Source organism: Sphingomonas sp. LH128 (assembly GCF_000293195.2).
Taxonomy (GTDB): Bacteria; Pseudomonadota; Alphaproteobacteria; order Sphingomonadales; family Sphingomonadaceae; genus Novosphingobium; species Novosphingobium resinovorum_A.
Genome location: NZ_ALVC01000119.1, coordinates 14853 through 39191, shown reverse-complemented (window position 1 = coordinate 39191; position 24339 = coordinate 14853). Strand labels below are relative to the sequence as shown.

Below are 24339 nucleotides of genomic sequence, written 5' to 3'. Positions count from 1 at the left end.
TGCCGATCACCGCGCGCTTGGAGATCGCATAGGCCATGCCCGGATGGTCCATGTAACCGGCGATGCCGCTGCGCTCGCCGGTGGTCACGAACGCGCGGATCGCGTCCAGCAGCGCCGGATCGCCCAGCATGTAGGCGGAGACCGAGGAGATCAGCACCGCGCAGCCCCCCACCTCGAAGTGCGGCAGCAGCCCCGCAACCAGTCGCTCGGTGGCGTCGTAGTTGACCGCGAAGATGCGCGGCCCGTCGCTCATCGTCGGCGAGAGTCCGGCAGTGTGGACCAGCGCCGAGATCGGGGCGCCGCCCAGCGCGGCGACGATCCGCGCGGGAAAGTCCCCGGCGGCGATGTCGGCGGCGAGAATGTCCACTTTCCCGGCGGCGGGGCGCAGTTCCTCGGCCAGCGCCTCCAGCCTCACAGGGTCGAGGTCGCACAGCAGGAGCGGGCGGCCCTGCGCGGCGAAGCGCTGCGCCGCGGGACGGCCCATGCCGCCTGCGGCTCCGGTGATGACGACGGTTCCGGTGGTCATGCTCTCTCCTCGGCGGGGTCTGTTTGCGCAAGGTGCTAGCCCGGCGGCCGGGCGCGCGACAGGGCGGCGTTGCAGGTCATCGCCAAGGCGTTCCATCCGGCGTTCACACCGCCATAACGATCAGCTGCTGGCATCCTTCACCGTCTCCATCGCCACGAACGTGGACGTGCTGGCGACATGCGGCAGGCTGGAGATCTTTTCCCCCAGCACCACCCGGTAGCGGCGGATGTCGGCCGTGCGCACCTTGAGCAGGTAGTCGAAGCTGCTGGCGATCATGTGGCATTCCTCCACTTCGGGAATGCGGCGCACGGCGCGGTTGAACTCGGTCAGCGCGCTTTCGCGGGTGTCGGACAGCTTCACTTCGGCGAAGGCGACGTGATCAAGCCCGAGGCTGGCGGGATCGACCACCGCGCGAAACCCCCGGATCACGCCGCTTTCCGTCAGCCGCCGCAAGCGTACCTGGCACGGAGTTTTCGACATGCCGACCGCCTTGGCAAGGTCGGTCACGGTGATCCGGCCATCGGAGCGCAGGACCGCGATGATCTTGCGGTCCAGTTCGTCCAGTTCGACCGGTTGAGCGCTCTTTGCCATGCGATATGCCTTCAATGGGGAGTCAAAAAAGTCAAACCGGATATTTCCGTGCCGTTGAAAAGGCAGAACGACAAGCGCGAATCGGCTAGCATCGCTTGCATGACCACGCCCGCCCTCTCGCCTTTTGGCCAGTTCGCTCCTGCTGTTCGCCCGATGACCCCGCTGCGCCGCGCCATCGCCGATGCGCGCCGCCGGGATGAGGCCGAGTGCCTTGCCCCGCTGCTGGGCGCCGCGACGCTGGATGCGGACCTGAAGGCCAAGGTGCGCGAGGCGGCCACCGCGCTCGTCACCACGCTGCGTGCCAATCACAAGGGCACCGGGGTCGAGGGACTGGTGCAGGAATATGCGCTCTCCAGCCAGGAGGGCGTGGCGCTGATGTGCCTTGCCGAAGCGCTGCTGCGCATTCCCGACCACGCCACCCGCGACGCGCTCATCCGCGACAAGATCGCCGACGGCGACTGGAGCGGGCACCTCGGCGGCGGCAAGTCGCTGTTCGTCAACGCGGCCACATGGGGACTGGTGGTGACCGGCAAGCTGGTCGGCTCGGTGGACGACAAGGGCCTCGGCGCGGCGCTGACCCGCCTCGTCGCGCGCGCGGGCGAGCCGGTGATCCGGCGCGGCGTGGACCTTGCCATGCGCATGATGGGCGAACAGTTCGTCACCGGCGAAACGATCGACGAAGCGGTCAAGCGCGCGAGGGAACTGGAAGCGAAGGGCTTCCGCTACAGCTACGACATGCTGGGCGAGGCGGCCACGACCGCCGCCGATGCACGTCGCTACTATGCCGACTACGAGAACGCGATCCATGCCATCGGCAAGGCGTCTGCGGGCAAGGGCATCTACGAGGGCCCCGGCATCTCGATCAAGCTCTCGGCGCTGCATCCGCGCTATGCCCGCGCGCAGGCGGCACGCGTGATGGGCGAACTGCTGCCCGACGTGAAGGCGCTGGCGCTGATGGCCAAGAGCTACGACATCGGCTTCAACATCGATGCCGAGGAAGCCGACCGCCTCGAACTCTCGCTCGACCTGCTGGAAAGCCTTGCGCTCGATCCGGAGCTGGCGGGCTGGGACGGCCTGGGCTTCGTGATTCAGGCTTATGGCAAGCGCTGCCCCTTCGTGATCGACTGGATCGTCGATCTTGCCCGCCGCGCCGGTCGCCGGATCATGGTGCGGCTGGTCAAGGGCGCCTACTGGGACGCCGAGATCAAGCGCGCGCAAGTGGACGGCCTTGCCGACTTCCCGGTCTATACCCGCAAGGTCCATACCGACGTGTCCTACGTCGCCTGTGCCCGCAAGCTGCTCGCCGCGCCCGACGCGGTGTTTCCGCAGTTTGCAACGCACAACGCGCAGTCGCTGGCGACGATCTATCGGCTCGCAGGCCCGGACTTCGCTGTCGGCCAGTACGAATTCCAGTGCCTCCACGGCATGGGCGAGCCGCTCTATTCGCAGGTCGTCGGGGCCGACAAGCTGGACCGCCCCTGCCGCATCTACGCGCCGGTCGGCACGCATGAGACGCTGCTCGCCTACCTTGTGCGGCGCCTGCTGGAGAACGGTGCGAACTCCTCGTTCGTCAACCGCATCGCCGATCCTGCGGTGCCGGTGGAATCGATGGTCGCGGATCCGGTGGAAGTCGTGCGCGCCATGTCTCGCCCCGGTGCGCGCCATGATCTGATTGCCGCGCCTTGCGGCCTCTATCCGGACCGCCGCAACTCCGACGGCATCGACCTGACCGATGAGATCGCCCTCGAAGCTCTGGCGACGGCGCTGGCAGCTTCGGCAACGGCGCAATGGACCGCAGCACCGGAAGGCGCGAAGGGAGAGGGCCGTCCGGTCCGCAACCCGGCCGACCATCGCGACGTGGTCGGCACCGTGATCGAACTCGCAGCCAGCGAGGCGGCCGCTGCGGTCGCCCGCGCTGCCGCCTCGAACTGGAGCATGGTCCCGGTCGATCAGCGCGCCGCCATGCTCGAACGCGCGGCAGATGCGATGCAGGATCGCATGCCCGTGCTCATGGGGCTGGCCATGCGCGAGGCGGGAAAATCCGCACCCAATGCGATTGCCGAAGTGCGCGAGGCGATCGACTTCCTGCGGTATTACGCCAAAGCGGCCAGGGATACCTTAGGTGCCGTTAAGGCACCTTTGGGTGCCGCCGTGTGCATCTCGCCGTGGAACTTTCCGCTGGCCATTTTCACCGGCCAGATCGCGGCGGCGCTGGTCGCGGGCAACCCGGTCCTCGCCAAGCCGGCCGAGGAAACCCCGCTGATCGCCGCGGAATCCGTACGCATCCTCCACGAAGCGGGCGTCCCCGCCGACGCGCTGCAGTTCATGCCGGGCGGCGGAGATCTCGGCGCCGCGCTGGTCGCCGCACCCGGGACGGCGGCGGTGATGTTCACCGGCTCCACCGAAGTCGCGCGCCTGATCCAGCGCCAGTTGGCGACCCGACTTTCGCCGGAAAACCGCCCAATTCCGCTGATTGCCGAGACCGGCGGCCAGAATGCGATGATCGTCGACAGCTCCGCGCTGGCCGAGCAGGTGGTGGCCGACGTCATCGCCTCGGCCTTCGACAACGCGGGCCAGCGCTGCTCCGCACTGCGGGTGCTGTGTCTGCAGGAAGACGTTGCCGACCGGACACTGGCGATGCTGCGGGGCGCGTTGGCCGAACTGAAGGTGGGCAACCCGGACCGCCTCGCCATCGACATCGGCCCGGTCATCACCGCCGAGGCCCAGGCCAACATCGAACGCCACGTGGAAAAGATGCGCGCCAAGGGCTGCCGCGTCGAACAGGTTGCATTGGGGAAGGGCGCGGAAAACGGCACTTTCGTAGCCCCTACGATCATCGAGATCACCGGGATCGACCAGCTTGAGCGCGAGGTTTTCGGCCCGGTCCTGCACGTCGTGCGCTTCCGTCGCGACGACCTCGGCAAGCTGCTCGAAAGCATCAACGCGACCGGTTACGGCCTGACGTTCGGCCTCCACACCCGCCTTGACGAGACGGTGGCGCGCGTGACCGGCGCGATCCGCGCGGGCAACCTCTACGTCAACCGCAACACCATCGGCGCCATCGTCGGCGTGCAGCCCTTCGGCGGGCGTGGGCTTTCCGGGACCGGGCCGAAGGCGGGCGGGCCGCTCTACCTAGGCAGGCTCACCCGGCAGGCTCCGCAGGTCCTGACGCCACCCGAAGAAGCGCCCATGTTGCTGACGGTTTTTGCGGACTGGCTGGACAAGCATGGCGAGCCCTCTGCCGCCGGTTGCGCGCGTGACCTCGGCTGCTCTTCGGCGCTGGGCTTCGAGGCCGTGCTTCCCGGCCCGGTCGGCGAGCGTAACCTCTATGCGCTCCACCCGCGCGGCCGCATTCTCCTGCGACCGGCGACGCGCGAAGGTCTGCTGGGCCAGATGGCGGCGGTTCTTGCGACAGGCAACACCGCGACGGTGGAAGGCATGGACTTGCCTGAAGGCCTGCCCGCGAAGGTCGCCGCGCGCTTCCATGCCGATCCGGGCGAGTTCTTCGCTGCGTGCCTCGTCGAAGGGGATGCTCAGGCGGTGCGCGGGGCGTGCGACTCGGCGGCGAAACTGCCGGGGCCGATCGTGCCGGTCCACGTCTGGACTGGGCATGACACTGGACCAAACGGGGCGTGGCTGCTGGACGAAGTATCCACTTCCATCAACACCACGGCTGCCGGAGGCAATGCCAGCCTCATGATGATCGGCTGATTCGGTCGGCAAACTATTGTGAAAACACGTAATGCCCCGCCGCATTTCGGCGGCGGGGCTCGTGCTGTCGTAAACGGGCAACAATCCGCCGGAATCCGCGAAACCTGTACCAAAGACTGAGATTAGTCTCGTTGCGACCACACCGCGTTGGATTACAATGCAGGCGGGAGTAGGACATATGGGCAGACTGATCGTCGATGCCGCCTCGAGCCTTGATGGCTTCTGGGCTGATGCTCGCGGACGGAGCGTGTTTTGCACCTCCGAACTTCATGGTTCTGGCTTGTCCGGCAAACTGGACAAAGTCTGCGGCGCGGTGGTCATGAGCCGCCGGTCCTTCGAACTGTCCGAGGATACCGGATGGATCGCGGATGCCTATTCAGGAAAAACCCCAGTCTTCGTCGTGACCGATGCGCCTCTGGCAATTCCCTTGCTCGGGGAGTTTCATTTCGTCCCGACTTACGCCGAGGCTTTCGCCGCCGCGCAGAAGGCTGCGGGCGACAGTGCGGTTCTTGTCGTCGGAGAGGCCGGTGCGGTCAATGCCGCTCTACGTTCCGGCCATGCAGATGAAATCTGGCTGCGGATGATGTCGCGCACGCTGGGTAACGGCGCCGCGCTGTTCGAGGACGACATCCCGGTCGAGAACTACTTCGTGTCCGAACTCGATACCACGGCGGATGCCGTCCACATGCATCTTGAGCGCAAGCTGGAGGCCTGACCTTTAAGCGGGGCAGGGCTGCAGCGTCTCGCGCTTGTGCAGCGAGATGGTGACCAGGAATACCGCAAGACCGCCCAGCGCCAGGCAGGCGCCGATCCAGCCGGTCGAGGTCAGCCCAAGACCGGCCGAGATGGCCATGCCGCCCAGCCACGGACCGATGGCGTTAGCCGTATTGAAAGCACTGTGGTGCGCGGCGGCGGCGAGCGCCTGCGCGTCTCCGGCCACGTCCATCAGGCGCGTCTGCAGGATGGTGCCGAGCCCGCCGCTGAAGCCGATCAGCAGCACTACGATGCACAGCGTCCAGATGTTGCCCGCCATGAGCGAGAACAGTGCAAGCGACACAGCGCTGAACAGCAGGGCGCAGATCGCGGCCTTCGTCTGTGCGCGGTCGGCGACCCAGGCCCAGAACAGGTTGCCCACGGTCATGCCGACGCCGAAGATCGCCAGCACAGCGGGGACGAGCTTTTCCGAAACGTGCGTGACCTCGATCATGGTCGAGGCGACATACGTGTAGACGCAAAAGAGGCCGCCGAAGCCGATCGCGCCGGTGAGCAGGGTCAGCAGCACTTGCGGACGGCGAAGCGCGCCGAGTTCGCGCAAGGGGCTCGCGCTCTCGTCGGCGGGCTGGTGCGGGGCGTAGAGCGCGACCAGAGCCATCGTCAGGATCGCGAGACCGGAAACGACCGCGAAGCCGCTGCGCCAGCCGATCGCCTGCCCCAGCCAGTTGGCGGCGGGCACGCCGATGATCGTCGCGACCGTCAGGCCCGACATGACCATGGCGACCGACTGCGCGCGCTTGTTCGCGGGCACCATCGATGCGGCCACAAGGGCGGCAATGCCAAAGTACGCGCCATGCGGAAGGCCGCTGACGAAACGGCACAGCAGCAGCAAGTCATACGTCTTGGCCATGGCGGAGATGCCATTGCCGATGGCGAACAGCGCCATCAGGCCGATCAGCAGGCGGCGGCGCTCGATCTTGGCGGCGAGCACGGCGATGACCGGTGCGCCGGCGACTACGCCCAGCGCATAAGCACTGATCGCGTGACCGGCCTGTGGCTCGGTCAGGCCGAGATCGCGGGCGAAAAAGGGTACGAGGCTCATCGCCGCGAACTCGGTGGTGCCGATGGCGAATGCACCCATCGCAAGCGCAAGGATGACGAGCGCGGGGTGGGTCGCGCGGGTGGAGGCGGAAGGGGACTGATTCATGTTGCGTTGCAACATAGAAACAAAGGCGCGGTGAGGCTAGTCGCCTGGTGGTGCAAATTCCGCAACATTGCGGTGAATAAGCTGCATCGCAGGTTGCAGGGGCCGCATTCGGACGTTTGCCGGGACTGCTCCGGCACTGTAGTGGCCTTTGCGATTTCAGGCAATTCAGGCAGACCCATGGCCCGGAAATATTCGAAGCACGGACCCTACGAAGACCTTCATCGCGAGGAGGAAGAAGCTCCGGCCGAGGCCGTGCCGTGCTGGCTTTGCGGCCGCCCCACGGGCGAGACCATCGTGTGGCATCACCCGGTGCCCAAGAGCCGCGGCGGGCGCGACGTCGTGCCGATGCATCCGATCTGCCAGCAGACGGTCATCGCGAACTTCACGAACTCCGAACTCCAGCGCTTCGGTACGGACGTGGAGGCGCTGTTGATTTACCCGAACATCCGCAAATTCGTGGACTGGGTGGCGAAGAAGGATCCCGATTTCAACGCGGCGATCACCAAGAAGCAGCGGTGAGACGGTTGGTGGGGCGTTGTTACCCACCCCGCTGCGACTAAGGCCTTCGGCCCAAGTCTCGCTGCCCCTCCCGCAAGCGGGAGGAGGAAGGCGCGTCAGCCCTCCCGTGTGCGGGAGGGCCGGGAGGCTTGGGAGCGAAGCGAACTAGCCGGACGGGGTGGGCTTCGACGCCAACCCCGGCCGCCTCAGAACACCGGATCGAAGCCCGGCGGCAGTTCGCTGGCCGGGCCGCTCTTGTCCTCGCTGCCGGGGACGTGGATGCCGCATTCGGTCTTGTCCCAGCCCTTCCAGCGACCCGAGCGCGGGTCTTCGCCCGGCGCGACCTTGCTGGTGCAGGGCATGCAGCCGATCGAGGGATAGCCTTCGGCCACCAGCGGGTGCGCGGGCAGTTCATGCTCGGCGATGTAGGCGGCCAGACGCTCGGCCGACCAGTCGATCAGCGGGTTGATCTTCAGGCGCCCTTGCGCATCGGTCGTGTCGATCTCGAAGCGCGGCAGGTGCGCGCGGGTCGAGTTCTGGAACGACTTGCGGCCGGTGAACGAGGCGTCGTAATGCGCCAGCGCCTTGGCGAGCGGCTTGACCTTGCGGATCTCGCAGCAGCCGTCGGGGTCCCACGACCAGCGCAACCCGTTCTCGTCCTTCTTGGCGATTTCCGCCTCATCGGGGACGAGGTTGATCAGGTTGGTCAGGCCGAGGCGCGCGATCAGGGTGTCGCGATAGGCCAGCGTCTCGGGGAAGTGCTTGCCCGTTTCGAGGAACAGCACCGGCACGCTGGGGTCCACGCTCGCGACGAGGTGGAGCAGCACCGCGCTTTCCGCGCCGAAGCTGGAAACGATTCCCACATCGCCCGCCATTCGCTCCTTCAGCAGCGTCTCGAGCATCTCGCTCGTGTCGGTGCCGCGGAACAGGCGGTTGAGACGCACCGCATCGGCCTCGGTGAACCGGGCGGAAGTGTCGATGCGGTGCCTGATACGGTCTTCGTTTTCAGCTTCGGTACGGAACATAGGGATATCCCTTCTGGCCCTTCGGGGCTTACGCCGGGTGGCGCTTGGCCCAGATGGCCTGCCTGCCGTCGATCGCGGTGGCCTGGTATACGTTGTCCCACCGCTCGAAGGCGTTCTTCGCATCGGTGGTATTGAGCGCCTTGTCGGGCGCGAAGGCATCGAAGCCGCAGCGGCGCATGTGGTGCAGCATGTCGATCACAAGATCGCCCACGCCGCGCAGCTCGCCGGCATAACCGGCTTCACGCAGGATGCGGGCGGCGGAGTAGCCGCGCCCGTCGGTCCACGCCGGGAAGTTGACTTCCACCAGCGCGATCCGGTCGAGGTAGGGCAGCAGCGCGCGGGCGTCCTCGCCCGGCTCGATGCGCACGGCGGTGGCGTTCGACTGTTCGGAGAACGCATCCACGGTGACGGCAGGGTCGTTGACGGCCTCGTCGTCACGGAAGCGGAACTGGACGTCAACCATAGATGGCCTCCTTGAACGGGTCCATGCCGATACGGCGATAGGTGTCGAGGAAGCGCTCCTCGCCCTGCTTGTTGGCGAGATAGACTTCGGTGGCCTTTTCGATCGCGTCGACCACGCCGTCCTCGGTGAAGCCGGGGCCGATGATCTTGGCGAGCGAGGTGTCCGCGCCCTCGCTGCCGCCGAACAGGAGCTGGTAGTTTTCCAGGCCCTTCTTGTCGACGCCGAGGATGCCGATGTGGCCCGCGTGATGGTGGCCGCAGGCGTTGATGCAGCCCGAAATCTTGAGCTTCAGCTCCCCGATCTCGGCCTGCTTCTGCGCCGAACCGAAGCGCTCGGAAATCTTCTGCGCGACCGGGATCGAGCGGGCGTTGGCGAGGCTGCAATAGTCGAGGCCGGGGCAGGCGATGATGTCGCCCACGGTGTCGAGGTTGGCAGTGGCGAGGCCCGCTTCGTCGAGCGCCTGCCAGACAGCGTAGAGGTCCGCCTTCTTCACGTGCGGAAGCACGATGTTCTGGGCGTGGGTGACGCGCAGTTCATCGAACGAATACTCGGTGCCCAGCTTCGCCATCAGGCGGATCTGGTCGGCCGAGGCATCGCCGGGGATACCGCCGACAGGCTTGAGGCTGATCGTCGCGATGACGTAGCCCGGAACCTTGTGCGCGGTGGTGTTGCGCTCCACCCAGAGGCGGAAGTCGGGATCGGAGAGGTCCAGATCGTTGGACAGGCCGGTCTCGAAGGCGGGGTCGACGAAGTGTGCCTTGATCCGCTCCAGTTCGGCGAGCGGCGGCTCGATCGGCTGGGTCAGCAGGTGCGCGAACTCCTCCTCGACCTGGCGGACATATTCGTCGCGGCCCAGTTCGTGGACGAGGATCTTGATGCGCGCCTTGTACTTGTTGTCGCGGCGACCGTAGCGGTTGTAGACGCGCAGGCACGCTTCGGAGAAAGTGATGAGCTGGTCCAGCGGCACGAATTCGCGGATCAGCGGCGCGATCATCGGAGTGCGGCCCATGCCGCCACCGGCATAGAACTGCGCGCCGATCTCTCCGGCGTCATTACGCACCATCTTGATGCCGATGTCGTGCAGGCGCATCGCCGCGCGGTCGGTCTCGGAGGCGATCACGCAGATCTTGAACTTGCGCGGCAGTACCAGGAATTCCGGGTGGAAGCTGGACCACTGGCGCAGCAGTTCCGCATAAGGACGCGGATCGATGATCTCGTCGGCGGCGGCACCGGCGAACTGGTCCGAGCTGATGTTGCGGATGCAGTTGCCGCTGGTCTGGATCGCGTGCATTTCCACCTTCGCCAGCTCGGCGAGGATGTCGGGCGTCTCTTCCAGCTTGATCCAGTTGTACTGGATGTTCTGGCGGGTGGTGAAATGGCCGTAGCCGCGGTCGTACTTGTCCGCGATGTCACCCAGAAGGTGCATCTGAGCGCCGCTCAGCGTACCGTAAGGCACCGCGACGCGCAGCATGTAGGCGTGCAGCTGGAGGTACAGGCCGTTCTGCAGGCGCAGCGGCTTGAACTGGTCCTCGGTCAACTCGCCCGAGACGCGGCGGCGCACCTGGTCGCGGAATTCCTCGACCCGCACATCGACCATCTGCTGGTCGTATTCGTCGTACTTGTACATCAGATCACCCAGTTCAGAGCGGCGGGGTCGGACGGCTTCAGCGTCAGGTCGAGGCGCACGGTCGGCCCAAAGGCGCGAATGCGCTCCTTGATGTGCGCGGGGCGCACGCCTTCATCGGTCTTCTCGCCATCGACGACATAGGCCGCGAAGACGTTCTGCACGCCTTCTTCCCGTGCGATGATCGCAGCCCCGTTGTCGCCGACATCGGCGCTGTCGTTCACGTCGAGCGACCAGCCGAAGCCGGTCCACCACACGACGGCGCCGCTTTTCAGGTCGTTGCCCGTCAGGATCTTCACTGCATTGCCTCCAGCGCCAGGGCGCGAATGGTGTTGTCCGCCGAGTCATGGTCGGCGGCGACCGAGCCGATAACGATAAGCGCGGGGCTTTGCACCTTCTGACTTTCGACAAGATGCGCAAGACCGGCCAGCGGAGAGCGCAGGACACGCATATCGGAGCGGGTGGCCTTCTCGATAATTGCCACGGGCACGTCGGGCGCGAGGCCATCGGCGATGAGCTTTTCGGAGATCTGCGCGGCCGTGGCGATGCCCATGAAGATCACCAGCGTGCGGCCCTTGCCGGCAAGGCCGGACCAGTCCTGCTCGGATAGGCCCTTGCACTGGCCCGCCACGAAGCTGACGATCGAGGCATGGTCGCGGTGAGTGAGCGGGATCTGCGCAGCGGCCGAAGCGCCCAGCGCCGAGGAGATGCCGGGCACGACCTCGACCGGGACGCCCGACGCGTGGCAGGCCTCGGCCTCTTCGCCGCCGCGTCCGAACACGAAGGGATCGCCGCCTTTGAGGCGCACGACGTCGTTCCCCGCCAGCGCCTCGCGCACCAGCAGGGCGTTGATATCCTCCTGCTTCATGGTGTGGCGCGAACGGGCCTTGGCGACCGAAACCAGCTTTGCTGTAGGCCGCGCCATCGCCAGGATCGCGGGATCGACGAGACCGTCGTGGACCACCAGCGATGCGCTCATCAGCAGGCGTGCGGCACGTAGGGTCAGCAGATCCGGATCGCCGGGGCCTGCACCCACAAGGTACACCTTGCCCACGCGGGGCATCTTGGAGGGATTCGCGGTCATGGTGTGGCGCAAATGGGCGCGATGATCGCCGGATGCCAGCCATAATGGCTTTGAGGGGGCTAAGGGGAGCTTTACGCTGGCCGGATTGCCGCGTTTCCAAGGGAGTTCACAGAAAATTACGCATGACTTCGGTGCTTCATTAGTCCCGGCTCTAACCGAATCTTAACCTAACTTGTGGACGTTCGCCTCACACATGGAGGTGGACTGATGCCCATTGCGGCCCATTTTGAAGCGCCTGAAGCAAGCGGCCGCCCTCGTGCGGAGCGTCGCCGCCTCTTGCTGGAGACGCAAGGGGCGCTGGAGTCCGGCGAGCACACGCAGGTCGTGCTCCACAACTTCTCGGAAACCGGTGTCCTGCTGGAAAGCAAGCTCGACCTCGAGATCGGCGAGATCATCGAACTCGACCTGCCCGAGGCGTCTCACGCACGTGCGCGTGTCATCTGGGCGAGCGGCAAGCTCTACGGCTGCGCCTTCGATTCGCCGATCCCCAGCGCCACCTTGCGCGCGGCGCAGCTTCGCAGCGCCGTGCAGACCGAACTTGGGCTCGGGGCCGCGCCGGCGCCGATAGGGCCGGGGGCGATCGGGGGTGAAAGCCTTGGCGAGCGGTTGCATCGCCTGCGCAAGTTGCGGGGGCTGACGCAAGGCGAACTTGCCAACCGCCTCGGTGTCAGCAAGCCAACCGTGTGGGCTTGGGAGCAGGGCCGCGCCCGTCCGATCGAGGAGCGGCTGGACGCCATCGCCGAGGCGCTCGGCGTCGAGGCGGCGGAACTGCGACCGAGTCGAACGGTGCCCGGGTTGACCGATCTCATCTCCCGTTGCCGGGAGCAGATCGCAGCGGCCGTGGAAACGACGCCCGACAAGGTACGTATCATGATCGAGCTTTGACGCGGCCACCGTCTCGTCTGAAAAATCGATCCGCAGCGACATGTGCAATATTGGTGCATCGATGCAACCAATTCGCGATCATGGAAGTTTGTGTTCTCTGTTGCTGTTTTAGATGGTAAACGTTATTTTAATAAATATTCAGAATTAATTGAGTTAGTTAACAGAACTAAATTGGATTGATGATTAATAAAATATCTATGGTTAATGATGTTAATTTTATCTGCGTAGTGTTTTACTCAAATCTCCATGGTCGGATTCGAAGCGGTCTCACGGGCCGCTGAGGGGCAGGCCAAGGCAGGCACCGGGACGCAGTCGGCATGGGCATGAACTTCACATTCCAGGAAAGCTCGGTCCTCTACGGGATGCTTGCCGAGAGTTCGACTGACGTGATCCTCAAGACCGATCCCAAGGGCTTCATCGTCCATGCGACGTCCGGCATCGCCGAACTGGGGCACCGCGATCCCGCGCGCATCGATGGGGGAGGGCTGCTCGGCCCTCATCTCCTCGACCTTGTCGCGCCGGAGGCGAAGCAGCAGATTTCCAAGGCCCATGCCCGCGCGATGGCAGGCGAGGATCTGGACTGGATAGAGTTTCCCGCGCTGACCCGTGACGATCGCAAGCGCTGGTTCGAACTTCGCCTTCGCGCACTGTTGCGTCACGATGGCGCGCCGTACGGCGTGCTTGGCGTCATGCGCAACGTCGATGAACTGCGCTCACTCAGCGAACGGCTGTTCACGGCGACTTATACCGATCCACTGACCGGTCTCACCAACCGCACGGCGTTCATCTCGATGCTGGAACACATGCTCGATGCCCGTATGGAGGGTTGCCTTGCGCTGTTCAGCATCGATTTCTTCCGCACGATCAACATGCAGTACGGCCAGAGCGTGGGTGACGAGGTCCTGACCGTCTTCGCCGATCTGCTGCGCGAACTGCTGCGGACCGAGGACATCATTTCCCGGATCGGTTCGGAGCGCTTCGCCGTGATCCTGCCGCGCGTCACGGCGGCCGAGGCGGAAGGCATCTGCCGCCGCGTGGTGACAACGCTGGCCGAACTCAAGCAGGCGATCGGCGACGGCAGCTTCGCGATGACTGCCAGCGCCAGCGTCGCCCGCGTCGGAACCAGCCTCGATTCTACGCTCGAACGGGCCGAGATGGCGCTGTTCGTCGCCAGGGCGAAGGGCCGCAACCGGCTGGAAATGGAAAAGCCCGTCCGCCTCGCAGTGGGATGAAGGCATGAACAAAGAAGGGGCGACGCCGTTGTCGGTGCCGCCCCTTTCGTCAGGTTGTGGTTACGGTCAGTTCAGCAGCCCGGCATAGCGGTCGAGCGCGGCCAGCGGCCCTTCCGGCCAGCGCGACAGCACCAGCAGGCGCTTGTGCCCGCCGCCGATGGCGAGTTCGTCGGTCACGCCCATGCCGCCGTGGAACTGGATCATCTCGTGCCCCAGTGTCACCGAGGCGTCGGCGATGTAGGCCCGCGCGCCGTGAACGGCATTCGCGAACTCGTCACTGCCCCAGGATACGAGTGCGAGGTTGAGGAGTGCGCGGCTCTGCTCGATCGCGGCATACTGGGCGACCATGCGGTGCTGGATCGCTTGGAAAGAGCCCAGTGCGGCGCCGAACTGGTCGCGCGTGCGCAGGTAGTCGATGGTTTCCGCGAAGATCCGCTCCATGATCCCGAGTGCTTCGGCGCTGCGGGCGAGAGCGGCGAGGTCGCTGGTGGCGGCGATGGCGGCAAGCCCGTCGTCGCTCAGCTTGTGGTCGGAGGGCACGATGACGTCGCTCAGTTCCAGCGACGAAGCCACGCTGCCGTCCGCCATGTGCCAGTCGTGGGCGGAGACGCCGGGGCTTCCCGCAGGCACCAGGAACAGCGAGATTCCCGATGCATCGCCCGGTTCGCTCGAAATCCGGGCCGAGACGATATAACCGTCGGCCCCGCCTCCGGCGACGCAGTAGGGCTTGGCGCCCGTCAGCTTCCACCCGTCGCCCTCGGCGACCGCCGTGGTTTCCACCCAACTCAGGCCATCGCGCGCGCGCGCTTCGGCATGGCCCAGCGCGAGGCGCCTGCTGCCGCTCAGCAATCCGTCGAGCCATTCGCCCTGAAGCGATTGCGGGGCGGTCGCGGCGAATAGGCGTCCCGCCATTACCACCGATTCGGCGAGGGGTTCGACCACCAGGCCGCGCCCAAGCGCCTCGAAGACCGTCGCAATGCCCGTGGCGTCCAGGCCAAGCCCACCCATTTCGTCGGGGAAGGGCGCCGCGATCAGCCCGAGTTCGCCGAGCAGTTCCCAATTGGTGTTGGAAAAACCGTTAGGCTGGGCCAGGAAGGCGCGGCGGCTGTCATGATCGTAATGGTCGGTAACGAAGCGCTCGGTCAGGGCCTTGAGCATTTCCTCGTCTTCGCTGAGGTCGAAATTCACAGTCCACTCCCGCAGGGATGTTCCCGCTTGAGCTGCGGTTCTATCATCAGGTGGGCTCCGGTTACCGCTGGGCAAAAGGCTAGTCATAAAAACGCGGTAATTCCACGCTTCAAGCGATTGTGCCCCCGGAGTCAGCGGGCTAAGAATGAGCCTCGAGAGGACATCAATGCAACTTCTGTCACAGGAAAACATCGACGCCGTCCGCGTGACGTCGCCGGAAGGCATCCGCCCCGCCGCCGAGGCCCTGCATCGCATCGCCATGGAATGCGGCATGCGGGCCGCGCCCGCGCACGACATTGCCGACAAGCGTACGCCGGTCGATGCCGATGGCAACCTGCTCGCCACCGAAGTCTTCGGTTGGGAAGACGGTGACCGCGTCTGGTGGCGCAATTCGCGCATTGCCCTCGACAGCCCGCTGACCACCGCGTGCCGGTTCGAAAGCCAGCCGTTCTGGGCCAATGCGGAAGGTTTCCGCACGCTGGAGCGCAACGCCTACCTGTCCTCCATCGACATCGCCAATTTCGAAACCCGCTCGCTGACCCGCGCGGCGATCGGCGTGCCGGTCCACCTGCCGTTCGGCCAGATAGGGGCCGTAAGCTTCAACCCGCTCGATCGCGACAAGACCGATCTTTCGGAAGACTTCGCGCGCTATTCGGACGCGCTGGGTCTTTATGCGCGCACGTTCATCGCGACGTATGTGCAGGTCATGGGCTCGACGCAGGCGCTGCCGCCCGAATCCCGCCTCTCCAAGCGCGAGGTCGAGTGCCTGCGCTGGGCGGCGATCGGCAAGACGGATCTGGAAATCAGCATGATCATGTCGCGCAGCCGTGCGACGGTACGCTTCCACATCCATAACGCGGCGACCAAGCTGAACGCGGTCAACCGTAGCCAGACCGTCTTCAAGGCGGCTCAGCTAGGCTATATCTCGCTCCAGAACTGACGTAAATTTTGAAATAACAGTGGCTTGCAAGTGCCGGCGAAGCATCGCCGGCACGCTTTGCGTTACCCTCTTTCCCAAGCCGATTTTCTTGTTACACTCGGCTTACAACATAAAGAGAGGGATGCCGATGGAACGCAAGATGCATACTGCATTGCTGTTCAAGCTACTGGTCATTTTTGCCGCCTTCGCGGCGCTTTTCGCGCCCTTGCGCTCCTGGATACTGAATTCGGTAGGCTTCTAGGCCGCGAGGGATCGGGCGACGCATCGCTTTGTGCGATGGTCGCCGCCTTTGACCTTACAACGGGTCAGCGATCCTCCAGCATCAACTTCGCCCCGCGCAGGCCGACAGCCATGGCGGGGGCGTTCGTATTGCCGGTGACGTGCCATGGCATCACCGAGCAATCCGCTACCCGCACGCCCTGAACGCCGTTCACCCTGAGGCGGGGGTCGACGACGGCCTCGGCGTCGCCGCCCATCCGGCACGAGCGGATCGCATGGAGGCCGCAGCTAGACAGGCGGCGGAACATGGCGAGGATGTCCTCGTCGCTCTCAACCTGTGCGCCGGGGACAAGTTCTTCACCGACCATATTCGCCAGAGGCCCGGCGTGGGCGTAGTTCCGCATGGCCCGGACAAGGGCGATCGCGGACTGGCGATCATGCTCGGTTGTCAGGAAGTTGTGCAGGATTTCAGGTGCATCGCCGGAGCCAGGGCCGGTTGCGCGCACGCTGCTCTCGCTCGTGAGGCGCAGGAGCTGGCCGTAGATGGTGACGCCGGGCTTGGGGTCGATCTTGTCGAGCGGCACGGGGTCCTTGTCGTCGCCGACCTTGAAGGTGTAACCGCCGAGATAGAACTGCGCATCGGTGCGCCCATCCGGATGAGCAACATTGCAGAAAGCGCCGACCTCGAAAGGCCCGGTCGCGAGCACGCCGTCGCCGCGCAGCAGGTAACGCAGCATGGCGAAGGCCGCGCCGATGCCGAAGAAGCTCTTGTTGGTGCCCTTGCCGCGGTCGAGCCGGAACGGGATCGAGAGCGAGAGGTGCTCGATCATCTTCTCGCCGACATCGGGTGAGTGCGCCACCAGCGGAATGCCCGCCGCAGCAAGCCTTGCAGCATCGCCGATGCCGGAGCGCTGCAGGAGGAGGGGGCTTTCCATGGCCCCGGCGCTGACGACGATCTCTCCGGCGCAGTAGAATCGCTGCGGCTTGCCGTTCACCGTGGCATCGAGGCCCACCGCGCGGGTGCCGTCGAAGACGATGCGGTCGGCCATCGCGCCGGTGACGACGGTGACGTTGGGCCGCTTGCGTGCCATTGCCAGATAAGTGCGCGCAGAGGAATCGCGCTTACCCTTGCGGATGTTGTGGCTGTAGTAGCCGACGCGCGGGCCGGGGGTGCCATTGAGGTCATCCACCCGGCGCAGGCCTTGCGCTTCGCCAGCCTCGATCATGCTTTCGGCCAACGGATACGTGTAGCAGGCCGGGTCCACCCGGACGAGGCCGCCGCTGCCGCGCATGGGGCCGGCGCCGGCTTTGTGATCCTCCAGTTCCTTGAAAGCCTCTGTCATGCTGGCACCGTTCCAGCCGGTGGCGCCTGCCTCGCGCTCCCAGGCGTCGTAGTCGGCCGGTTCGCCCCGACTCCAGATCATGCCGTTGATTGAGGACGAGCCACCGAGGCCCTTGCCGCGAATCCAGACTTCGCCCGCGCCCGGATCATTGGCGCCGGGGTCGCGTGGCTGGGCGACGTGATAGGCCCACATGTGCTCGGGCTTCTTGACCAGCTTGGCGACGCCCTTGGGCAGCGTGACCCAGAAGCTGTCGTTCTCGCCGCCCGCCTCCAGCACCAGCACTTGTGAGCGGCTGTCGGCGCTTAGCCGCTCCGCCATGACGCAGCCCGCGCTGCCTGCGCCGACGATGATGTAGTCCCATTGCTTGGCCATAGTCCGTCTCTCCCGGCGCAGGGTTATCCCAGTCGTTCTCGAAGTCGCACGAACTAGCGCAATGGCTATCCTATCGTTTTGGTGAGTCACAATGCTGCGCAGGACCCGCTTAAATCGAATCCATGGCAGGGCCTGACCAACGGGCCGGATGATCCAGGGATTGGGCCAGAGGATTAGGAGCATGATGACACCGATAGCCGATGGCCTGTTCACCGAAGAGACGCCCCCGCGTCTGATCGGCGGCAAGGACCGGGAAACCGGCCGGATCGTCTTTCCGTGCCCGACTTCGCCGACTTTCGAGCCGGTGCCGCTGGCGAGCGAGGGCACCTTGTGGTCCTATACCGTGCAGCGCTTCCGCCCCAAGTCGCCGCCTTACGCCGGGCCTGAGGCGTTCGCGCCCTGGGTCGTGGCCTATGTCGAACTGCCGGGGCAGGTGATCGTCGAGGCGCGGCTGAACGATGTCGCGTTCGAGGACGTGAAGGTCGGCATGCCGGTGCGCTTCGCGCCGTCGCCGCTGAACCCGGACCTCTCGGACAGCCCCTATATCCCCGCCTACGTACCCGCAGGAGACGCAGCATGAGCGGCGACGTGTGCATCGTCGGCATCGGCATCCACCGCTTCGGGCGGACCGATGGTTTGTCCGGCGTCGATCAGGGCGTCTACGCCGTGCGCGAGGCGCTGGCCGACGCGGGCGTGGAGTGGCCGCAGGTCCAGTTCGCCTATGGCAGCTCGGATGCGGCGGGCAATCCGGACACGATGGTCGATCGCCTCGGCCTGACCGGGGTTCAGTTTATCAACGTGCGCAATGGCTGCGCGGCGGGTGGTTCGGCGCTGTTCTCCGCGCAGATGGCGATCAAGTCGGGCGAGTTCGACCTCGGCCTCGCGGTCGGCTTCGACAAGCATCCGCGCGGCGCCTTCAATGCGCTGCCGAGCGAATACAACCTGCCGGACTGGTACGGCGAAGTCGGCCAGATGGTCACCACGCAGTTCTTTGCGGCCAAGATCATGCGCTACATGAGCCTGTTCGGTATTTCGCAGAAGACGCTGGGCATGGTGTCGGAAAAAGCGTTTCGCAACGCCGTCCACGCGCCGCATGCCTGGCGCCGCCAGCCGGTTTCGCTGGAGGAAATCCTCGAAGCGCCGCTGGTGAGCGATCCCTATACCAAGTACATGTTCTGCTCTCCGGCAGAGGGCGGCGTGGCGCTGATCCTCGCCAGCGAGAAGAAGGCGCGCGAGTTGGGCAAGCCGCTGATCCGGCTCAAGGCAGCGACCATGCGCACCCGTCCGCCGAGCAGTTTCGAAGTCTTCGCGCCGAGCGTGGACGTGGTCGAGGATGACAGCCGCCCGCGCGGCACCGCCTCGCGCATTGCCTCAGCCGACGCCTATCGCCTCGCCGGGATCGGCCCGGGCGACATCGACGTCGCCCAGCTTCAGGACACCGAAGCGGGCGCCGAACTGATGCACATGGCCGAGAACGGCTTCTGTGCCGATGGCGAGCAGGAGCAGTGGCTGGCCGAGGGCCGCACCGAGATCAATGGCGCACTGCCGGTCAACACGGACGGCGGCTGCCTCGCCTGTGGCGAGCCGATCGGCGCATCGGGTCTGCGCCAGGTCTACGAAAACGTCGTGCAACTGCGGGGAGACGGCGGCGGCCGTCAGGTCGCCGCCAAGGACGGGAGCGCGCCGAAGACGGCATACAGCCATGTCTACGGCGCTCCGGGCGTCTCTGCAGTCACCATTCTGGAACGCTGATGGATATCGAACTTTCCCCTCAAGATGCTGCCTTCCGCGACGATGTCCGCGCCTTCCTGCGCGACAATCTGCCTGCCGAGGTGAAGGCAGGCGCGGCGGCTACCCCGTCCGTCTTCGTCGAGCCGGAGATCGGGCAGGCGTGGAACGCGGTGCTGAACAAGCAGGGCTGGCTGGGCTACCAGTGGCCCGCCGAACACGGCGGCACCGGCTGGACTCCGCTGCAGCGCTACCTGTTCGAAAAGGAATGCGCCGCCGCCGGCGCGCCGAACCTGACGGTGCTCGGCCTCAAGCTGCTCGCCCCGGTGATCTACAATTTCGGTACCGATGCCCAGAAGGCGCAGGTTCTGCCGCGCATCCTCTCGGGCGAAGACTACTGGTGCCAGGGCTTCTCCGAGCCGGGTGCGGGGTCCGACCTCGCCAGCCTCAAGACCCGCGCCATTCGTGAGGGCGATCATTACCGCGTCAACGGCTCCAAGATCTGGACCACCCACGCGCATCATGCCAACCGCATGTTCACGCTGGTCCGCACCAATACCGAGGTGAAGAAGCAGGCAGGCATCTCGTTCCTGCTGATCGATCTCGACACGCCCGGCGTCTCGGTGCGCCCGATCCTGACGAACGCGGGCGACCACGAGGTCAATCAGGTGTTCCTCGAAGACGTCATGGTCCCGGCCGAAAACCTCGTCGGCGGTGAGGGCGATGGCTGGACGATCGCCAAGTTTCTTCTTGAAAATGAACGCGGTGGTTCTTGCCACGCGCCCAAGCTCGGCTACGATCTCGACCAGATCGAAGCCGCCGCGAAGGACGAGAGCGATGGGAAGGGCGGTATCCTCGCCGACCAGACCGACTGGCGCCGCCGCGTGGCGAAGGCCCGCCTCTCGGTCAATGCGCTGGAGATGATCGAACTGAAGATCATCTCGGAGATCGCCAAGGGCCGCAAGGCGGGCCCGCAGACCTCGCTGACCAAGCTGCTCGCCTCCAATCTGCGGCAGGAGATCGACCTGCTGGCGGTGGACCTCTACGGCCCCGCCGGCCTCCAGCTGGAAACCGCGCGCCCGCTCTATGGCAACAATGCGCCGGCCGCCGTCCATTCCAAGGCCGCGCAGGTCGCCTCGGCGCGCTATCTCAACAGCCGCGCGTGGACCATCTTCGGCGGCACCAACGAAGTGCAGAGCACCATCATCGCCAAGTCGGTGCTGGGGCTGTGACTTCGCAGCTTGCAGCTAACCTCGCGTGGGAATCCATGCTTCGACAGGCTCAGCATGAGCGAAGTGGGATGGGCAATTCGCTCTCCTTCCCGCTCAGGCTGAGCCTGTCGAAGCCCCCGCGTTCCCACTCAGAAATTCACACCATCAACGAGAGGAATCCCTGATGCAGCTGAACCGCGAGGCGCTGACGCGCGCCTATCGGCAGATGAAGCTGATCCGCGAATTCGAGGAACGGCTCCACGAGGAGATCCAGACCGGCGAGATCGCGGGCTTCACCCACCTCTACTGTGGCCAGGAAGCCGTCGCCGTTGGCGTGTGCGAGCACCTGACCGAGCGTGACAAGATCGTCTCGACCCACCGCGGCCACGGCCACTGCCTTGCCAAGGGTTGCGACCTCGACGGCATGATGAAGGAAATCTGGGGCAGCCAGGACGGCCTTTGCAACGGCAAGGGCGGATCGATGCACATCGCCGACATCGACAAGGGCATGCTGGGCGCCAACGGCATCGTCGGCGCGGGCGCTCCGATCGCGGTGGGCGCGGCGATCTCCAACAAGATCGACGGTCCGGACGAAAACGGCAAGCTGGCCGTCTCGATCGCCTTCTCGGGCGACGGCGCCTGCAACCAGGGCACCACGTTCGAGGCGATGAACCTCGCGGTCGTCACCAATGCGCCCGCGATCTTCGTCTTCGAGAACAACCACTATTCCGAGCACACCGGCGTCGATTACGCGGTCGGCACCACCAAGGACATCGCCAGCCGCGCCGAAGCGTTCGGCATGAAGGTGTGGCGCGGCGACGGCACGGACTTCTTCGCCGTCTACGACACCTTCCGCGAAGTGCTGGAATATGTCCGCACCCCCGGTAATGGCCCGGCCGCCGTGGAATTCGATACCGAGCGTTTCTTCGGCCACTTCGAAGGCGATCCGCAGCGCTATCGCGGCGACGGCGAACTCGATCGCCTGCGTGCCGAGCGCGATTGCCTCAAGATCTTCCGCGCCAGCGTCACTGGCGCCAAGCTGTTGGAAGACGTGGATCTCGATACGATCGACACCGAATCCCTCAAGGCCATCGAGGATGCCGTCCAGGCTTCGCGCGCCGCACCGCGCCCGCAGCCCGAGAACGTCCTCGAAAACGTCTACATCAGCTATTGACGGCAGGAGCGAGACCCATGGCAAAAATGATGTATCGCGATGCCATCCGCAACACGATCTTCCAGGAAATGCAGCGTGACGAACGTGTCGTCGTGCTGGGCGAGGACGTCGTCGGCGGCAACGGCACGGCCGGCGGCCCCGAAGCGATCGGCGGCATCTGGTCCACCTCGACCGGCTTCTACGAGGCGTTCGGCCCCAACCGCGTGATCGACACTCCGATCAGCGAAAGCGCCATCATGGGCGCGGCGGGCGGCCTTGCCCTCGCCGGCAAGCGCCCGGTGGCAGAGATTATGTTCGCCGACTTCATCGGCGTGTGCATGGACCAGCTCTGGAACCAGATCGCCAAGTTCCGCTACATGTTCGGCGGCAAGTCGGTCTGCCCGGCAGTGATCCGCATGCCGGTGGGCGCGGGCTACAACGCCGCCGCGCAGCACAGCCAGATGATCAGCCAGTTCGTCACCAACATGCCCGGCATCAAGGTGGTCATGCCGACCACCCCGGAAGACGCCTGCGGCCTGCTGCGTCAGGCGATCCGCGATGACGATCCGGTGGTCTTCCTCGAACACAAGTTCCTCTACGCGATGAGCGGCGAAGTGAACGAGGATCCGGATTTCTGCATCCCCTTCGGCCACGCCCGCCTTGCCCGCGCCGGTCAGGACGTGACCATCGTCGCCAGCGGCATGATGGTGCGCTACGCCGAGACGGCAGCGGACGATCTGGCGCAGGACGGCATCGGCTGCGACGTGATCGACCTTCGCACCACCTCTCCGCTGGACGAGGAAGCGATCCTCGACTCGGTCGAAGTGACCGGTCGTTTGGTCGTGGTGGACGAGGCCCCGCCGCGCTGCTCGCTGGCCACCGACATCTCCGCGCTCGTCGCCCAGAAGGCTTTCGCCAGCCTCAAGGCGCCGATCGAGATGGTGACCCCGCCGCACACGCCGGTCCCGTTCGCCCGCGAACTGGAAAGCGCCTACCTGCCGAGCCCGGCCAAGGTCGCCGCTGCCGTGCGCAAGACGCTCGAATACCGTTGAGGGGAGCGCTGACATGAGTCGCATCCGCGCATTCACGATGCCCAAGTGGGGCATCGAAATGACCGAGGGCACGATCGCCGAATGGATGGTGAAGGAGGGTGAAACCTTCAAGCGCGGCCAGACGCTGTGCCTGATCGAAACCGCCAAGATCACCAACGAGGTCGAGGCCGAATACGAAGCCACCGTGCGCCGCATCATCGTGGGCGGCGGCGCGTGCGAGGAACCCGTCGGCGCGCTGCTGGCGGTGTTCGACGAGGGTTCGCACTCGGACGCCGAGATCGACGCCTTCGTGGCCGATTTCAAGCCGGCCGAAGGCGGCATCGCAAAAGGTGCCGAGAAGACCAAGGCCCCGGAACCCGCTCCGGCTGCCGCTGCTGCGCCTGCTCCTGAAAAGCAGCGCATCAAGATCGATACCAACCGCCCGATCGGCCCCGAAGCCCTGCGCCTCGCGGAAGAAGAGGGCGTCGATATCGCCGGTATCGAGGGTTCGGGCCGTGGCGGTCGCATCACCCATCAGGACGTGGTGAAGGCGCTTCGCGGCGAGGGTGCTCCCTCGCTCAAGGGCACTGTTCCCGTCGAGGCGGACGACCTCAAGGTCCTCGCCTCGCCGCTCGCCCGCCGTATCGCCGCGCTGCACGGCCTCTCGCTGCAGGGCCTGACCGGCACCGGACCGCGCGGCCGTATCTCCAAGGCCGATGTGCTGGCGCTCGTGCCTGCGCCGAAGGCTTCGGCCGGCGGCATCGGCACGCCTGAATTCGTGGCCGGTGAGAACCGCCCCGAAGTCGTGCCTTTCGACCGCGTCCGCAAGGTCGTCGCTCAGCGGCTCACCCAGGCGAAGCAGGAGCTTCCGCACTTCTATCTGCGCATGTCGGCCAGCGCCGATGCGCTGATCGCGATGCGTAAGACCGCGAACGTCGTGCTGGGCAGCAAGGCTTCGGTGAACGACTGGATCGTCAAGGCCTCGGCCATGGCGCTGGCGAAGCACCCGGACGTCAACGTGCAGGTGCATGGGCAGGAAATCCACCGCTTCCCGCATGCCGACGTCTCGATCGCGGTTGCCAGCCCCAAGGGCCTCGTCACCCCGGTGGTGCGCCAGGCCAACCTGATGCGGATCGACCAGATCGCGGTGGAAACCCGCCGCCTGATCGACAAGGCGCAGGCCGGCAAACTCAGCATGGACGATATGGACGGTGGCACCTTCTCCGTCTCCAACCTCGGCATGTTCGGGATCGAGAACTTCGACGCGATCATCAACCCGCCGCAAGGCGCGATCCTCGCCGTCGGCGCGGCGCTGCGCCAGCCGGTGGAGACGGATGACGGCGACGTGGCGTTCGAAACGCGCATTTCCTTCACTCTCTCGGTCGACCACCGGGCCATCGATGGCGCTGCAGGCGCGCAGTTCCTGCAGACGCTCAAGGGTCTGATCGAGGCGCCCGAGGGCCTGTTCGGCGCGTGATTGCACACTTCCCCGTCATTCCCGCGAAGGCGGGAACCCATCTCCTGAGGGTGCAGGTTGCACCGTCATCAGTTGGGTCCCCGCCTTCGCGGGGATGACGAAGTTTTGAAGGGACAG

Annotated in this window: 22 protein-coding genes; 12 read left to right on the top strand and 10 right to left on the bottom strand. The window is 65.5% G+C overall.

Going from position 1 to position 24339, the window contains the following annotated elements:
* Positions 1 to 526: SDR family NAD(P)-dependent oxidoreductase (locus LH128_RS31355; protein WP_008829558.1), on the bottom strand; the 526-nt coding region annotated here is incomplete at its 3' end.
* A gap of 120 nt (positions 527 to 646) precedes the next feature.
* The gene (locus tag LH128_RS10265) at positions 647 to 1117 is read right to left on the bottom strand and encodes an Lrp/AsnC family transcriptional regulator (RefSeq protein WP_008829557.1); all 471 of its coding nucleotides are present in this window, start codon (positions 1115 to 1117) and stop codon (positions 647 to 649) included.
* A 99-nt stretch (positions 1118 to 1216) separates the two neighbouring features.
* On the opposite strand from LH128_RS10265, the gene putA reads away from it, so the two are divergent.
* Positions 1217 to 4828, top strand: coding sequence for a trifunctional transcriptional regulator/proline dehydrogenase/L-glutamate gamma-semialdehyde dehydrogenase (gene putA, locus LH128_RS10260; protein ID WP_008829556.1), 3612 nt, complete (start codon positions 1217 to 1219; stop codon positions 4826 to 4828).
* Positions 4829 to 5006: 178 nt separating this feature from the next.
* The gene (locus tag LH128_RS10255; RefSeq protein ID WP_008829555.1) at positions 5007 to 5543 is read left to right on the top strand and encodes a dihydrofolate reductase family protein; all 537 of its coding nucleotides are present in this window, start codon (positions 5007 to 5009) and stop codon (positions 5541 to 5543) included.
* Between the two features lie 3 nt (positions 5544 to 5546).
* Here LH128_RS10255 and LH128_RS10250 read toward each other — a convergent pair whose 3' ends face one another.
* Complete coding sequence (locus LH128_RS10250) at positions 5547 to 6749, bottom strand: MFS transporter (RefSeq protein WP_008829554.1); 1203 nt, start codon at positions 6747 to 6749, stop codon at positions 5547 to 5549.
* Between the two features lie 177 nt (positions 6750 to 6926).
* On the opposite strand from LH128_RS10250, the gene LH128_RS10245 reads away from it, so the two are divergent.
* Positions 6927 to 7268 carry a hypothetical protein gene (locus tag LH128_RS10245; RefSeq protein WP_008829553.1) on the top strand — a complete coding sequence of 114 codons (342 nt, stop codon included), beginning with the start codon at positions 6927 to 6929 and terminating at the stop codon, positions 7266 to 7268.
* Positions 7269 to 7453: 185 nt separating this feature from the next.
* Here LH128_RS10245 and LH128_RS10240 read toward each other — a convergent pair whose 3' ends face one another.
* From LH128_RS10240 to cobA, 5 genes are read right to left on the bottom strand one after another with little or no spacing between them, the layout of a single operon-like run.
* Complete coding sequence (locus LH128_RS10240; protein ID WP_008829552.1) at positions 7454 to 8272, bottom strand: phosphoadenylyl-sulfate reductase; 819 nt, start codon at positions 8270 to 8272, stop codon at positions 7454 to 7456.
* A 28-nt stretch (positions 8273 to 8300) separates the two neighbouring features.
* Positions 8301 to 8735 (bottom strand): DUF934 domain-containing protein, encoded by a 435-nt coding sequence (locus tag LH128_RS10235; RefSeq protein WP_008829551.1) that lies wholly within the window; start codon positions 8733 to 8735, stop codon positions 8301 to 8303.
* Complete coding sequence (locus LH128_RS10230) at positions 8728 to 10362, bottom strand: nitrite/sulfite reductase (protein ID WP_008829550.1); 1635 nt, start codon at positions 10360 to 10362, stop codon at positions 8728 to 8730. The genes LH128_RS10235 and LH128_RS10230 overlap by 8 nt, the downstream gene beginning before the upstream one ends.
* Positions 10362 to 10658: a DUF2849 domain-containing protein gene (locus LH128_RS10225; RefSeq protein WP_008829549.1), complete on the bottom strand. Its 297-nt coding sequence runs from the start codon at positions 10656 to 10658 to the stop codon at positions 10362 to 10364. The genes LH128_RS10230 and LH128_RS10225 overlap by 1 nt, the downstream gene beginning before the upstream one ends.
* Positions 10655 to 11443, bottom strand: coding sequence for a uroporphyrinogen-III C-methyltransferase (cobA, locus tag LH128_RS10220; RefSeq protein ID WP_008829548.1), 789 nt, complete (start codon positions 11441 to 11443; stop codon positions 10655 to 10657). Before cobA ends, LH128_RS10225 begins: the two co-directional genes overlap by 4 nt.
* 207 nt (positions 11444 to 11650) lie before the next feature.
* Here cobA and LH128_RS10215 point away from each other — a divergent pair, with 207 nt between their 5' ends.
* Together LH128_RS10215 and LH128_RS10210 are read left to right on the top strand one after the other, a co-directional pair.
* Positions 11651 to 12328, top strand: coding sequence for a helix-turn-helix domain-containing protein (locus tag LH128_RS10215; protein WP_008829547.1), 678 nt, complete (start codon positions 11651 to 11653; stop codon positions 12326 to 12328).
* Between the two features lie 323 nt (positions 12329 to 12651).
* On the top strand, positions 12652 to 13560 hold the full coding sequence (locus LH128_RS10210; protein WP_236727261.1) for a GGDEF domain-containing protein: 909 nt from the start codon (positions 12652 to 12654) through the stop codon (positions 13558 to 13560).
* A 66-nt stretch (positions 13561 to 13626) separates the two neighbouring features.
* Here LH128_RS10210 and LH128_RS10205 read toward each other — a convergent pair whose 3' ends face one another.
* Positions 13627 to 14748: an acyl-CoA dehydrogenase family protein gene (locus tag LH128_RS10205; RefSeq protein ID WP_008829545.1), complete on the bottom strand. Its 1122-nt coding sequence runs from the start codon at positions 14746 to 14748 to the stop codon at positions 13627 to 13629.
* A 166-nt stretch (positions 14749 to 14914) separates the two neighbouring features.
* On the opposite strand from LH128_RS10205, the gene LH128_RS10200 reads away from it, so the two are divergent.
* On the top strand, positions 14915 to 15688 hold the full coding sequence (locus LH128_RS10200; protein ID WP_008829544.1) for a helix-turn-helix transcriptional regulator: 774 nt from the start codon (positions 14915 to 14917) through the stop codon (positions 15686 to 15688).
* Positions 15689 to 15993: 305 nt separating this feature from the next.
* Here the strand turns inward: LH128_RS10200 and LH128_RS10195 are convergent, their stop codons facing one another.
* Positions 15994 to 17622, bottom strand: a complete 1629-nt coding sequence (locus LH128_RS10195; RefSeq protein ID WP_008829543.1) for a GMC family oxidoreductase — start codon at positions 17620 to 17622, stop codon at positions 15994 to 15996.
* A gap of 184 nt (positions 17623 to 17806) precedes the next feature.
* Here LH128_RS10195 and LH128_RS10190 point away from each other — a divergent pair, with 184 nt between their 5' ends.
* From LH128_RS10190 to LH128_RS10165, 6 genes are all read left to right on the top strand, one after another.
* Complete coding sequence (locus tag LH128_RS10190) at positions 17807 to 18202, top strand: OB-fold domain-containing protein (RefSeq protein ID WP_037518876.1); 396 nt, start codon at positions 17807 to 17809, stop codon at positions 18200 to 18202.
* On the top strand, positions 18199 to 19374 hold the full coding sequence (locus tag LH128_RS10185) for a thiolase family protein (RefSeq protein WP_008829541.1): 1176 nt from the start codon (positions 18199 to 18201) through the stop codon (positions 19372 to 19374). The genes LH128_RS10190 and LH128_RS10185 overlap by 4 nt, the downstream gene beginning before the upstream one ends.
* A complete protein-coding gene (locus LH128_RS10180; RefSeq protein ID WP_008829540.1) occupies positions 19374 to 20582 on the top strand; it encodes an acyl-CoA dehydrogenase family protein in 1209 nt (402 codons plus the stop codon). The genes LH128_RS10185 and LH128_RS10180 overlap by 1 nt, the downstream gene beginning before the upstream one ends.
* Positions 20583 to 20745: 163 nt before the next feature.
* On the top strand, positions 20746 to 21735 hold the full coding sequence (locus LH128_RS10175; RefSeq protein ID WP_008829539.1) for a thiamine pyrophosphate-dependent dehydrogenase E1 component subunit alpha: 990 nt from the start codon (positions 20746 to 20748) through the stop codon (positions 21733 to 21735).
* Positions 21736 to 21752: 17 nt separating this feature from the next.
* Positions 21753 to 22766 (top strand): alpha-ketoacid dehydrogenase subunit beta, encoded by a 1014-nt coding sequence (locus LH128_RS10170; RefSeq protein ID WP_008829538.1) that lies wholly within the window; start codon positions 21753 to 21755, stop codon positions 22764 to 22766.
* A gap of 13 nt (positions 22767 to 22779) precedes the next feature.
* The gene (locus LH128_RS10165) at positions 22780 to 24222 is read left to right on the top strand and encodes a 2-oxo acid dehydrogenase subunit E2 (RefSeq protein WP_008829537.1); all 1443 of its coding nucleotides are present in this window, start codon (positions 22780 to 22782) and stop codon (positions 24220 to 24222) included.
* The last annotated feature ends 117 nt before the right edge of the window (positions 24223 to 24339 follow it).